This window comes from Aestuariivivens sediminicola (genome assembly GCF_022662015.1).
Taxonomy (GTDB): Bacteria; Bacteroidota; Bacteroidia; order Flavobacteriales; family Flavobacteriaceae; genus Aestuariivivens; species Aestuariivivens sediminicola.
Genome location: NZ_JAKMCM010000001.1, coordinates 964,003 through 977,735 on the forward strand (window position 1 = coordinate 964,003; position 13,733 = coordinate 977,735).

The 13,733-nt window shown below is 38.3% G+C and carries 15 protein-coding genes; all 15 read right to left on the bottom strand.

Going from position 1 to position 13,733, the window contains the following annotated elements; all coding sequences use genetic code 11:
- Window positions 1–103: 103 nt before the first annotated feature.
- Entirely contained in the window at window positions 104–538 is a 435-nt protein-coding gene (gene dut / locus MR041_RS04255) for a dUTP diphosphatase (protein ID WP_242092345.1), read from the bottom strand.
- Window positions 535–2,001, bottom strand: coding sequence for a lipopolysaccharide biosynthesis protein (locus tag MR041_RS04260; protein ID WP_242092346.1), 1,467 nt, complete (start codon window positions 1,999–2,001; stop codon window positions 535–537). Before MR041_RS04260 ends, dut begins: the two co-directional genes overlap by 4 nt.
- 58 nt (window positions 2,002–2,059) lie before the next feature.
- The gene (locus tag MR041_RS04265) at window positions 2,060–2,587 is read right to left on the bottom strand and encodes a hypothetical protein (protein ID WP_242092347.1); all 528 of its coding nucleotides are present in this window, start codon (window positions 2,585–2,587) and stop codon (window positions 2,060–2,062) included.
- A gap of 126 nt (window positions 2,588–2,713) precedes the next feature.
- Window positions 2,714–3,574: an ATP synthase F1 subunit gamma gene (atpG, locus tag MR041_RS04270; protein WP_242092348.1), complete on the bottom strand. Its 861-nt coding sequence runs from the start codon at window positions 3,572–3,574 to the stop codon at window positions 2,714–2,716.
- A 102-nt stretch (window positions 3,575–3,676) separates the two neighbouring features.
- On the bottom strand, window positions 3,677–5,251 hold the full coding sequence (gene atpA / locus MR041_RS04275) for a F0F1 ATP synthase subunit alpha (RefSeq protein ID WP_242092349.1): 1,575 nt from the start codon (window positions 5,249–5,251) through the stop codon (window positions 3,677–3,679).
- Between the two features lie 6 nt (window positions 5,252–5,257).
- Entirely contained in the window at window positions 5,258–5,794 is a 537-nt protein-coding gene (gene atpH, locus MR041_RS04280; protein ID WP_242092350.1) for an ATP synthase F1 subunit delta, read from the bottom strand.
- A gap of 5 nt (window positions 5,795–5,799) precedes the next feature.
- Window positions 5,800–6,300: a F0F1 ATP synthase subunit B gene (locus MR041_RS04285; protein ID WP_242092351.1), complete on the bottom strand. Its 501-nt coding sequence runs from the start codon at window positions 6,298–6,300 to the stop codon at window positions 5,800–5,802.
- A gap of 83 nt (window positions 6,301–6,383) precedes the next feature.
- Complete coding sequence (atpE, locus tag MR041_RS04290) at window positions 6,384–6,575, bottom strand: ATP synthase F0 subunit C (protein WP_102756010.1); 192 nt, start codon at window positions 6,573–6,575, stop codon at window positions 6,384–6,386.
- A gap of 31 nt (window positions 6,576–6,606) precedes the next feature.
- Window positions 6,607–7,701: a F0F1 ATP synthase subunit A gene (gene atpB, locus MR041_RS04295; protein WP_242092352.1), complete on the bottom strand. Its 1,095-nt coding sequence runs from the start codon at window positions 7,699–7,701 to the stop codon at window positions 6,607–6,609.
- A 116-nt stretch (window positions 7,702–7,817) separates the two neighbouring features.
- On the bottom strand, window positions 7,818–8,204 hold the full coding sequence (locus tag MR041_RS04300) for a hypothetical protein (protein ID WP_242092353.1): 387 nt from the start codon (window positions 8,202–8,204) through the stop codon (window positions 7,818–7,820).
- Window positions 8,201–8,443, bottom strand: a complete 243-nt coding sequence (locus MR041_RS04305) for an AtpZ/AtpI family protein (protein ID WP_242092354.1) — start codon at window positions 8,441–8,443, stop codon at window positions 8,201–8,203. Before MR041_RS04305 ends, MR041_RS04300 begins: the two co-directional genes overlap by 4 nt.
- Complete coding sequence (locus MR041_RS04310; protein ID WP_242092355.1) at window positions 8,394–8,819, bottom strand: bactofilin family protein; 426 nt, start codon at window positions 8,817–8,819, stop codon at window positions 8,394–8,396. The genes MR041_RS04305 and MR041_RS04310 overlap by 50 nt, the downstream gene beginning before the upstream one ends.
- A 12-nt stretch (window positions 8,820–8,831) precedes the next feature.
- On the bottom strand, window positions 8,832–11,402 hold the full coding sequence (gene porW, locus MR041_RS04315) for a type IX secretion system periplasmic lipoprotein PorW/SprE (RefSeq protein ID WP_242092356.1): 2,571 nt from the start codon (window positions 11,400–11,402) through the stop codon (window positions 8,832–8,834).
- 106 nt (window positions 11,403–11,508) lie between these two features.
- Entirely contained in the window at window positions 11,509–12,216 is a 708-nt protein-coding gene (locus MR041_RS04320) for an ABC transporter ATP-binding protein (RefSeq protein ID WP_242092357.1), read from the bottom strand.
- Between the two features lie 11 nt (window positions 12,217–12,227).
- Window positions 12,228–13,709, bottom strand: a complete 1,482-nt coding sequence (locus tag MR041_RS04325) for a DUF5687 family protein (RefSeq protein ID WP_339328747.1) — start codon at window positions 13,707–13,709, stop codon at window positions 12,228–12,230.
- Window positions 13,710–13,733: the final 24 nt, after the last annotated feature.

Here is a 13,733-nt window from a genome sequence, read left to right on the forward strand (position 1 = left end):
TGTCTAATTTAGCGTTTTTAAACTGTATATAGGATATCTCCCTTATCAATCAACATAAGGCATCACCTCGTTGGTTCGCCAAAGGAAATTAGAATATTGACTTTTATTTTATTCCGGTGCTTCCAAAACCACCTTCTCCCCTTGAAGTTTCCGTTAATTCATCTACTTCCACCCACTCAGTCCGTTCATGCCTGGCTATGACCAGCTGGGCAATGCGTTCGCCATTTTGTACGATAAAATCTTCATGAGATAAATTCACCAAAATAACTCCTATTTCTCCCCTGTAATCAGCATCTATAGTTCCGGGAGCATTTAATACCGTAATCCCTTTTTTAGCCGCTAGTCCACTTCGAGGACGTACCTGAGCTTCATAACCTAATGGCAATTCTATGAATAGACCTGTTCCGACAATGCTCCTTTCCAGAGGTTTTAAGGTTCTGGATTCGGTTAAATTTGCTCTTAAATCCATTCCTGCTGAAGCACCTGTTTCGTAGTGCGGTAAGTCATGTCTGGATTTATTAATTATTTTAATAGTCATTCCTGTTTCTTTAACAATAGGTTAATCTGGCTTTTTTCCATTACAAATACAAATCCCAAAAATACAACTAACATCGAGATTCCAATAATATAATTTGTTCTAAATTGGTAGAATGATAATAAAGACAACCCAATGGACAGTCCTAAATATCCTAATATTTTTTTTAAATTATACGGTATAGGATAATATTTCTTTCCGAAATAGTAAGATAGTCCCATCATCGTTGCATAGGCACATAGGGTGGCGACTGCAGAGGCCTTATAACTGAAGGTTTTGATAAATAAGATGTTAATAATTAGTGTTATAAGGGCTCCAACGATAGAGATTAACGCTCCAAACTTTGTTCTGTCTGTAATTTTATACCATACCGAGAGACTGTGATAAATCCCCAAACAAAAGTTCGCGATTAATATTATGGGAACGACCCACATGGCTTCCCAATAGGATTCACTTCTTACAATAAATGGTTTTAGGATATCTACAAATACAATTACTGTTAGCATAATAACAGAACCAAAAGCAACAAAGAATTCTAGAATTTTGGCATAATTTCTTTGGGGGTTTCTGCTCTTGGCATGACTGAAAAAGAACGGTTCTATACCCAATCTATAGGCCGTTGCAAATAGTGTCATAAAAACGGCTATCTTGTAACAGGCGGAGTACATCCCTATCTGGTTTTCTGCAATGTCCGCAGGCAATAGTTCTTTTAAAAGAATCCTATCAAATGTCTCATTTACAGAGAAGGCAATACCCGCAATTAAAACCGGAAAAGCATAGGCTACCATTTTTTTCCATACTAATTTATTGAACCTATATTTCACCTTAACATAAAATGAAAACATGACTAACAATGTCACTGCACTTGCTATTAGGTTAGCAATGAAGATGTAACTGACTTCAAAATCTGGCACATAAATAACGTCGAATAAGGAATCTTCTGAAGCCAATCTTTTAAGCCCCAATAAAAAGAAAATATTCAGCCCTAAATTGATAATGACATTGGCTATTTTAATGACTGCATATCGCATAGGCCGCTCTGTAGCACGCAACCAGGCAAAGGGAATAACCACCAGGGCATCCAATAACAAAATCCATATAACCAGGACGATGTACTTCACATCAATGTCAATTAACCCAGCTATCTGATCTTGAAAAAATAAGGCGATTAAGAAAAATCCCAAAGAGGATAACACTAACGAAATAGTGGAAGTCCCTAAAACTGCATCTTTGTTTTGTTCCTTATTGAAGAACCTAAAAAATGCGGTTTCCATGCCATAGGCCAATAACACGTTGAACAAAACAAAATAGGAGAAAATAACCGATACTTTACCGTATTCAGCTACTGAGGACAATACCCCTTCCGTAGTGTAAAGCGGCACGAGCAAAAAACTCAACATACGCGGAAGGACCGTTGCTATGCCATATATAAAAGTTTGCTTAAAAAGCGTTTTAAGTGCGCCCAAGGACATGAGGTTTATATGGCTAAAAATACAGTTTTAGCCAATGCAAACCAAAGATAAGTTAGTGCTTCTGTTGCGGCCTAACAGGATAATAGATCGGGGCCTTCTTTATAATTCCGGTAATTTTGAAGTATTCCCTTTTGCGTCCATCCTTATAACTGATAACGCATTCATCATCCTTAAGCTCAAAAGGGATATGGGTCCCAATTCGAGGCAGCTTATTCCCATATTCAGCATATGGCTCATTGCTCATAATGATGTCGGGTTTACTATTTTGTCGCCGCTCAAATCTTGCCAGAAAAAGGAGTGGATTCACCTGTTCCAGGATCTTTCTTTGACCTTTAAAATACACACTGTCCAAAACAATGTTATTTGGCAATTGCTTTAAATGAATGTATAGATTCGTACCGGACTCTGAATCTTTCTCACCGCCTACCCAGCTTTGAGAATATACTTCTTTAAAATTTACATCAAATGAATCCTGAATTTTATAAGAGGAGGCGCAATGCGTAAAGCAACCTGTTATAACGGTTAATAATCCTATAAAAAAGATCCTATTTCGAAATCCCATATTATTTTCTTGATTCATTTTAAATATATGAAATCAAATAGTGTTCCATAAAAAAAACCTCAGCTATCTAAACCATATATTTAGATAGGTGAGGTTAAAAATTAGATTCTAAAAAGATGCTAAACGCCTTCGGCTCTATAAGATTTAGTTATTCAATGCCTCAGCACCTCCAACAATCTCTAATATTTCGTTTGTAATGGCTGCTTGCCTTGCCTTATTGTAGGATAGCGTTAACTGGTCTTTTAATTCTTTTGCGTTGTCCGTTGCCTTGTGCATGGCTGTCATACGAGCACCGTGTTCACTGGCAAAGGAATCTCTGACGCCCTTATAAAGCTGCGTCTTTAAGGACTTCGGAATTAACTGTTCAACAATTTCTGCTTTTCCAGGTTCAAAAATATAATCGGAACTGGCACTGCCATTTCCTTCAATTGGCACAATAGGTAAAAACTGTTCGGTCATTACAATCTGAGTTGCCGCATTTTTAAATTTGTTATAAACAATTTCAATCTTATCGCATTCACCAGCAACAAATTTATCCATCAGCAACTGAGCGATTTCAGCAACGTTGTCAAAGGTTAAATCATCAAAAACGTCACTTTTATTTGCAATCACCTTATTTGTTTTCTTGAAGGCGTCATTGGCCTTTTTCCCTATTACCAAATAAGACACCTCTTTATCGGCGTAGGTTTCAGAAGTTAATTTATTAACCTCTTTTATAATGTTCGAATTAAATGCACCAGCCAGTCCTCTGTTGGAGGTTATTGCCACAACTAATACTTTTTTTACCTGACGCTGTGTCGAAAATTTACTTCCGGTATCGGCATCAAGGGTAGCACTTAAACTTTGTAAAAGTTCGGTAAGTTTATCCGCATATGGACGCATTGCCGTTATGGCATCCTGAGCTTTCTTTAACTTTGCAGCCGATACCATTTTCATGGCACTGGTAATCTGCATTGTTGAAGATACCGAAGATATTCTGTTCCGTATTTCTTTTAAGTTTGCCATTGGCCAATTCTGATCTCTCTGGTAAGAGAGGAGATTTTATTAGTTTATTATAAATTACGCGTCATCAATACTCTCGTTATTCTAAGGTTATATGAGAACAGATCAATATTTCCCAGCTAAATCCTTAGCAACAGCCGTTAAGGTATCTGTAATTTCATCTGTTAATTTCCCTGCCTTAAGGGTATCTAATACCTCTCTATGCTTGGCATTTAAGAACTCTATAAAATCTCTTTCGAATTCCTTTACCTTTTCAACAGGAACATTTCTTAATAAATTCTTTGAGCCGGCATAGATTATTGCAATTTGATCCTCCACTTTATAGGGGTCATTCTGTGCCTGCTTTAAAATTTCTACGTTACGTTTTCCTTTCTCAATAACATTCAGGGTAGAAGCATCCAAATCTGAACCAAATTTGGCAAAAGCCTCTAATTCGCGATATTGCGCCTGGTCTAATTTAAGGGTACCTGCCACTTTCTTCATAGATTTAATCTGGGCATTACCTCCCACACGAGACACCGAAATTCCAACGTTGATAGCGGGCCGTACACCCGAATTAAATAGATCGCCATCCAGGAATATCTGACCATCGGTAATGGAGATCACGTTCGTGGGTATGTAGGCTGATACATCTCCCGCCTGTGTTTCAATAATTGGCAAAGCTGTTAAGGAACCCCCTCCTTTGACCAATGGTTTTAAGGCATCTGGAAGATCGTTCATGTTCTTAGCAATGGCATCGTCGTTGATAATTTTTGCTGAACGTTCCAACAAACGCGAGTGTAAGTAGAAAACATCACCGGGGTAAGCTTCACGACCCGGTGGTCTGCGCAATAACAAGGATACCTCTCGGTAGGCTACCGCTTGTTTGGAGAGATCGTCATAGATAATTAATGCCGGACGACCGGAATCTCTAAAATACTCTCCTATAGCAGCTCCTCCCATAGGCGCATATACTTGCATAGGTGCAGGATCCGAGGCATTTGCCGCAACAATAGTTGTATAGGCCAAGGCCCCTCTGTCTTCCAGGGTTTTGGCAATATTAGCTACCGTAGAGGCCTTTTGCCCTACTGCAACATAAATACAATACACGGGCTCACCGGCATCATAAAATTCCTTTTGATTCAAGATCGTGTCTATACAAACCGTGGTCTTCCCTGTTTGTCGATCGCCAATCACTAACTCCCGTTGTCCTCGACCAACCGGAATCATGGCATCGATAGACTTAATACCCGTTTGCAATGGCTCCGATACAGGCTCACGGAAAATAACACCCGGAGCTTTGCGCTCTAATGGCATTTGATAGGTTTTTCCAGAGATAGGGCCTTTCCCATCTATTGGGTTTCCCAAGGTATCAACAACACGTCCTACAATGCCTTCTCCAACATTAATAGAAGCAATTTTATCGGTACGTTTTACTGTAGACCCTTCCTTTATTCCTTTGGATTCACCCAATAATACGATACCAACATTATCTTCTTCAAGGTTCAGTACGATCCCTTCCAAGCCGCCTTCAAACTCTACTAACTCCCCGTATTGTGCGTTCGATAAGCCATATGCGCGAACAATACCATCACCTACTGTAAGAACTGTTCCTACTTCATCCAATGAAGCCGAGGCCTCAAATCCCGCAAGTTGTTGTTTCAAGATTGCTGATACTTCAGCCGGTTTTACTTCTGCCATCTTATTTTAATTTAATGTAAATTCTCTTTTTAATTTATTAAGCTTGTTAGCAACACTAGCATCATATTGCTTGTCTCCAACTCTTAGAACAAAACCTCCTAAAATGGCCTCATCCACAACCTTTTCTAATGTCACTTCCTTATTTGTCAATTCCTTAATTTTTGCCAAAACCTTAGCTTCTAAAGCACTTGTCATCGGAAAAGCTGTGGTCACCTTAGCGACTTCTTTCCCCATAAATTCATCATAAAGTGCACTATATCTCCTGGCGACGTCATAAACGATATCAATTCTTTTGTTTGTAACCAATACATCAAACAACCCCGAGGTAATCGCATGACATTTAGGAAAAACCGAAACTAAAGCCGTTTTTTTTGTTTCAGATTTGGTAACCGCATTATGCAATAGTTCACTGAGTTCTTCGCTCTGATCTAAGGTATTAGCAATCAACTTCATGTCCTCATTCACCACATCAGCCTTTTTCTGCTCTGATGCCAATGCCAACACGGCCTTTGCGTAACGTATTGCTGCTCTGCTTCCTGCCATTATATCTATTTTAATGTGGCCTCACCCAACATCGACTCCACCAATTTAACCTGTTTGTCCTTGTTGGACAATTCTTCACGAACTACCTTTTCTGCTATTTCAAGGGATAGACTTGCGACTTGTGATTTTAAATCAGCAATCGCAGCCTTCTTTTCTGTTTCAATTGTGGCCTGTGCCTGGGCAATAAGTTTAGCCGAGGCTTCCTTGGCTTCGTCCTTGGCATCTTCTATCATCTTATTCTTCATGTCTCTTGCCTCTTTCAGCATGAGTTCACGTTCAGCTCTGGCTTCCTTCAACAACTTCTCATTATCCGCCTTAAGATTTGTCATTTCCAGCTTGGCTTTCTCCGCAGCATCTAAAGCATCCTTTATGCCCTCTTCCCTGCTATTCACCGAATCTAAAATCGGTTTCCAGGCAAACTTCTTTAATAACAAGACTAAGGCAATAAATAAAACGGCCTGCCATACAAACAATCCTAACGAAAAGTGTTCAAATAATTTTTCCATAATTCTTTAAATTTCCAAAACCCGATGTTTAATTTAAAAAGAACAGCTATAACCAACCGTTATAGCTGTTTCTTAAATGTTGTTTACACTGCAAATAATGCAGCGAATCCAATACCTTCAATTAACGCTGCTGCAATAAGCATAGCGGTTTGAATTTTTCCTGTAGCTTCAGGCTGACGAGCGATAGCTTCCATAGCAGAACCACCGATTCTACCAATACCTATACCTGCTCCTATAACTACTAAACCTGCACCTACGATAGCTGGAATCTCCATAAAATATATATTTAAAAATTAAACATTCAATTTAATGATGGTCATGTTCTTCAACCGCCATCCCAAAATACAATGCCGACAGCACTGTAAAAATATAAGCCTGTAAAGCTGCTACCAATAATTCTAATATGCCCAACACAAAGGCCAACAGAAATGACAACGAGCTTCCCAACCAGTTCTCCAATAAAAACACCATTCCAATGATACTCATTAACACCACATGTCCCGCAGTAATGTTCGCATACAAACGAATCATTAGCGCAAATGGTTTAATAAAAGTTCCTAATAACTCTATAGGTGCCAAAATAATTTTCATTGGAACAGGCACACCCGGCATCCAAAAAATATGTTTCCAGTAATTTTTATTTCCTGAAAACGTGGTTATGAAATAGGTGATGAGTGCCAAACATAAAGTGACTGCAATATTATTTGTCAAGTTCATTCCAATGGGTGTTAAACCAAATAAATTAACGATCCATACAAAGAAGAATACCGTCAACAAATAACTCATATAGCGTTTGTAATGTTTTTCACCAATATTAGGAATGGCGATTTCATCCCTTACGTACAATACGATAGGTTCAAGAAAACGACCCAGACCTTTAGGCATTCTTCCATTCTTTTTGTAGGCCATAGCCATGCGTCTGAACATAAAGAACATGATGGCAAATACCATGAAAATCATGACGACATTTTTAGTTATGGAAAAATCTAAGGGTTTTTCATTTATTGGATGATGATGGTCATCTTCAATTATTTCTCCATCAGGAGATGCTACCTTATATATTTTGGAATGATATAACTTGTAATAGCTGCCATCAACCTCTGCAACCGTTTCTCCGTGATGAAATTTTGAAGACGAAAATAGTTTCAGCCCGTTATCCCATAAAATTACCGGTAGTGGAAACCCAACATGTTTTTCTTCACCAGCATCCGTTTTATAGGAAAACAAGTTGAAATCATAAGAATCCTTTAAGTGATGTTGGATGTATTCCTTAACTTCAGCTTCGGTAGTTTTGCCTGAATTTGATGCTTCATGACCATGGTCCTGCTCCTTTCCGTAAGAAACAATGGTCAGTAAAAACAGTATTAGGTTTAAAGGTTTTAAAGCTATTTTTCGATGCATATCACTTTCAATAATAGTGGCTTAAAAATCGCTGCAAAGGTATGTTTTTCTATCAAAAACAAAAACAATTTTTTCTTTTATTTGACGGAAGGGTTAAGGAGGTGTTTTTCAGCTAATTATTTCAGCTTATTTAACCAGTTACCAAGACTAATTGTTTCGATTATTAATCCGATCGCATAAGGGACAAAAAAAGAGGCAAATTCCAATTTGGAAAGTACCCCATCCTCTTTGAAAATAGGATAAAAGAGGATAAAAAATATAGCGAATTTCAATAAACTTCCAACTAAAAATAAAAACCCTAACTGGGCCGTAAATCTGTTTCTCAATAGATATAAAACGCCAAAAATCAGGACGACCAAAATAAGATTGACAGTGTAAGAAAGTATAATTTCATTCTCAAATAAGGCCAAGCCAAACACCTTTAAGGCACCTATATGAATATAAAAGGTAATACTTAAAAAAAATATTGCTTTTAAAGCGAAGCGAAGAATGGGGTGCTTCATGTATTGTTAATTCTGTTGACTTGCTTCAGGACGACGTAAAGCGATATCCCCACACCCAAAAGCGTCATAATTATAATATACAGCTTCTGTCCGTTATTATAGTTAGCGTCTAACCATTTGCCCAGTAGGACAAACAAATAGATAGTAACCCCCATTTGAATGGCAATTCCGGAAAGTTGGGCAACATTTTTAAGCTGTTTTTTCGGATCCAGGTCCTTGTTGTCTTTGTTGCTGGGCATTGGTCATTTCTTTTACGGCTCCTTTCATCATACAACTTACATTAAACGTGGCTCCGGGCTCCACTGCTAATTTACCTACAACGACTTCTCCCTGAATAAATGCAGAGGCTTTTAAGGTCAGTGTCCCTGTAAGGGCCAGTTTACCATCAAATTTCCCCTCAAAATGGGCATCGGTTCCTTGCAAGGTGCCTTTCAGTACCCCCTTTTTTCCAACCACCACCTTGCCCGTGGTTTTGATGTTGCCCTCCAGGACGCCGTCAATTCTCAAATCGCCTTCACTGTTGAGGTCTCCAACTATTTTTGTGCCCTGAGCTATAATATTTTGATTGGATGTTCCTTCTGCCATGGTTTTGTCTTTTTTGTTATCAGAAAACATATTACTGTAAACTTAGTTATTACTTAAATTTAAAAAGGTATTCAAATTCTTATGAATTTGTACAATTCGGTAATTATCGGATGAAATTACAAAATAAGGTTTCGTGATTTTTTTTCTTTCCTCTTTTCTTAATAATTGATCAAATGTTTGGGCGACATTTTTATTGCGGATACCGTGAACGAGTATAAGTGTCGTATTTGGATCATATACATCCATGGATGATTTCAGGTCATAGTATTTAATGTTTTTCAGTATGGTGTCCAGCTCCTGTTTATACCCTAAGATTGTTTCCCTGTTGTCTTCTTTGAATTGAAAAACCACCTTATAATTGTTTGTCAGACTATCATTAGGTTCTATGAACTCGGCACTTGATAATTGCGGCATTACTTTAGACTGGATTTCCTGTGCCTTGATACCTTCCGGTGTATTGGCGTAGGTCACCGCTACAAAATTAATGGCTTCTTTGTAGGGTTCGAAACCATAAAGGCGCCCTACTGCAGTCGCTTTAAGGAGTTCGAATTTGGAAACTATCGCTTCCCCATCGAAGGCATTGATATAGTCCTCACACTTTTGTATGACCGTTTCATATTGCTGATCCTCATGCAATTCATACAGTTTTTCATACAACACTTCAGGACTGTTCTCGTCTACGAGACTCGCCAATTCAGGATTCGACAATATGGTTGCGTATCGTGAATCGGGATAGTTCTTTATGATGTCCTCCTTGGCTATAAGGGCTTCTGAGGACGCACCAATTAATTCATAAATTTTAAACAAATTATATTTAGATGGTAAAATCAATCGCTCTTCCGGATTACTTTTTAAAAGTTCCTGGAATTTCCCTTTTGCCAATTCATATTCCTTGAACTTTTCTTTATAAATGAGGCCCAGTTGATAATACGCATAGTTTCGTTCTTTCCAGATACTATCAATCTCTTTTTCTTCAGACGGAATTTTTGATATGTAAAATTGGGGGTCATAACGTTCTTCTTCAGTTGCAGTAGCTAACAGGTCCCCACCGGATACCAGACCCGCACCACCAGATCCGGGTTCACTGGACCATCTCCAGTTATCCTCCAAGGTTCTGTTACCCCAGATTTTAACAAATTCGTTTTTGCCATAAGCTACCGTCGTGGGATTATAAAAGTAAAATGTACTTCCCTGGCCGGGCAAGCCACCGCCACCCATATTCATCCGTTGACCGGGAAGGTTATTGTTTACCGTTGCCAGACCACCCTTGTTTCGCTCGTTTGCCTCTTGTAATTCTTTTTCTTTCTTCGCTTTTTGCTCTAAACTATCCGTAAAAGCTTCAAAAAAGGCCAGCCGTTCAGATTCCGGCAGGTTAATTAAATGCAATAGGCTATCATTCACCTGAGCGATATCTTCATAATAAATGACATCAATAAGATTATCTCTTTTCTTTTTTATAACGCGATAGGGCTTCGAATCCGTTACGAGGTTATTCATGGTACTGTCATAATACTGACCCGCCTCTCTGTACAGAGAGGCATCGAAATTCTTGTCCCCCAGAATTTGATAGTTTTTCGCAATGAGTAGTTGGTCTTTAGAATTAGTTCGCAAGGATTTATTGTAATACACATTGGCCAATGAGTCCGATTGGTTTCGATCATGAAACACGGCGATTTGATGGTATATTTTATCCAGATAAGGTCTGTTTTCTCTATTTTCCTCCAACTCGGTAAGCAATGTTCTCAATGCTAATTTATCCCCATTGTCATAATCGAAATTCTTAATTTTCTCGATATAGGCACTTATCATATATATTCTAGGTGTCTTCCTGTTGAGTTCAATGACTCTGTCGAAGGCTATATTCGCACTATCCTTATATCCTAAGGCATTGTACAATTGTCCTTGTATAAAACGGTAACGTCCACGTTCGTCGTTACTCTTTGTTGCCACGGACGCTATTTCTAATTTGGCTATGGCAGTATCCAGGGCCTTGAGGTTTAAATAGGCCTGCGCCATTGTTGATGTGGCGTCGGCAAGATCCTGACCTTCTAAGTCCTCCTGCCGTAATAATCGTTTCAAGTTCTTCAAGGCCAGTTCGTCATTCTCCAAACGGAGGTTGGTTTTTTCGCGCCATATTTTTGCCTGATTGATTTTATCACTTGCCGGATATTTATAAAGGATATAGTTAAAAGCTTCTATTGCCGGCACAAAACGCTGATCGAAATACCGAGCCTTTCCAAGCAACAGGTAAGCCTCATCAATCTGCGGATTTTTTTCACGCCCGTCTATATTCATGCTGTGCTTCTGAATGGCTTTTACGGCCTTTTCTTCAGCGCGATTAAAATTTTCATTTTTGGACTGGCCCGGAAGCATGACCACATCCATAACCTCCATGCGTTCTATTGGCAATACATCCCAATAATTATCCTGATAGCTTTCGTTAAGATTGAGGCGTCCATCCTCCAATGCCAGGTAGCCGTTATACAATGTATTGAACTCGGTAGTAACGGCATGGTAGTTTCGACTTATAAAGTTATCCTTCTTTCTCGAACAACTTACCAATAAAATAATGGAAATGGTTATGGCTAGTATCCCTTTTGAAAACGACTTCAATACCTTGAAAATTTAGTATTATAAATAACTACATTCCCTTGCATATATTATGCAGGTAGGTAAAAATAAGCATCTTTTTTGATTCGCCCAGATATTTGTGCGCCTTTTAGCCCAAAGACTGATTCGCAAAATGCGCTTCCAATTCTTTTAGTGTCGCTTCATTGGTGATCAAGTCTTTAATAATTTCTCCTTTATGCAAAACTACAATGCGTTCGCATACATCAGTAACATGGAGTAAATCGTGACTTGAAATTAATATGGTAACACCTTGCTTTTGTGCCAGGTCTTTAAGTATCGCTTTTAATCGGATTTGAGTTGTGGGGTCTAAATTGGCAAAAGGTTCATCTAAAACAATGACTTCCGGTTGACCAATAAGAGCGGCAGCGATACCCACTTTTTTCTGATTCCCTTTACTCAAGTCTCTTAAATATTTCTTCTTGTTTAATATCTCACCATGAAAAAGATCTTCAAATCGGTCTAAGACTTTATTAACATCGGCCCTGTTCTGTCCTCTCAATTCACCGATAAAGTAAAAATATTCCTCCGGTGTTAAATACCCAATTAAAAAACTTTCATCAATAAATGCAGTAGTAAAAGGTTTCCAGTCTTCACTTTTGTTGACTTGAATCGTATTTGACACGATATGCCCCGACGAGGGTTGTATTAAATCCAGGAGTAACGAAAAATACGTTGTTTTTCCCGCACCATTATTCCCAACAAGTCCAAAGCTCTGTCCTTTTGGTATGTCCAGAGTTTCAATATTTAAGACGGTATTCCCATTATAGACTTTCGATAAATTTGATGTGCTTATCATATTACATGTATTTAGTTGTCCTGGCCAAAGGCATCAATCATTTTATATTTTGAGTTCAGGTATCTCCTGGTTATGTGTTGCATCAGTTTTTCATGAAAAACGATCCCGACAATCCCACTTATTATCAATACCAACGACGCTATTTCAAATCCAATTAACGCATTAAATAATGCAAAAATGCCCATTGGCAACAGCATTAAAGGAATCCCGATAAGCCATTGCACCGCTCCGGTGCCTTGATAATTAAAGGCCGCTTTTTGACTTAAATCGATTTTCTTTCTGTTAAAGGAACCACCATATAGTATAACATGGGAGTTAACGCCGACATTGTAAATAGCCGCCGCGAAATGGGCTAAAAGTACTTTCCATCCAAAATAGATATAGGGAATTCCCAATACAAACAAAATGACGACACTCAGAGCCATTAAGGTGAATTTCGATTCCAAATACTGCTTGTACTTAATGTTTTGACTCATCAGCAGTTTATAATAACTACTGTCCCATGCCGGAATAAATTGACCGAAATTGATTAAAAAGATCCCTGTTGAAAATACACCGACAAACACATAAAAGGAAGTCAAGTCCTGAAATCTCGGATTTGGATAAAAAAACAGGCCGTATAACAAACCCATTAAAACAATCCATACAGAGGATTTGGAACGTTTGTTTCGCCAGATTAATTTTAAGTCCATTTGCATAAATGGCGCAATTCCTCCGAAGTTCTTTGTCCAATTTAAATTAGAGGTCCGCACTTCCTTGATCTCGGATTTTAAACCGCTATCCAGGAACAATTTCTCAGTTAAGAGTTTGCCGTTTAAAATATACAATGCCATTAAAACAACCACTAAAACCAGGTTGTAATAGGGTTGGTCATAAATGGTTAGATACGCCTTGGAAACAAACGCTCTAAAGGAAACAATATCAAAATAATCCATTGCGAAAAACAAGCCCACCAAAAGAACCATGGGTAAAAAAGACAGTTCTTTTTCTGCCAAATAATTTTCCACTATAAAATTGAAAAAATTAATAACGAACACGGTTAATGCCAGAGCCAGCATCCAGAAAACCACCGAATAGAGTGGATAATCATTAAGAATTAAGGTCACTCCAAACGGAATAATTGCAAAAAAAGGTAAAAAATTGAAGAATGAAACTACCGATTTTCCCAATACATAATTAACTATTTTATGCCGTTTAATGGGAAGGACCAATAACGGTTTCACATGCATTACCGGTAATTTCTGGAAGAAAAAACGCATCAAGAGGTCTCCCAAAATCCAATAGAACAAAAAGCCATTAACCATTAAAAAAGGATCCTCATCCGGGAAAATCTTCTTTAAGGCAGGAAACAGAGCAATCCCCATAATTAAAAAAACAGCCATGAAGTATATGGCCAGGAAACCTAAAAGTATCTTAATCCCTAAACTTTTTCCGAAACTGGCCGAACGTACAAAAGATTTCCACTCCAGACCTAAGAACAGTTTAATCATCATTTGGGTTGCGTTTATCGGTTAGTA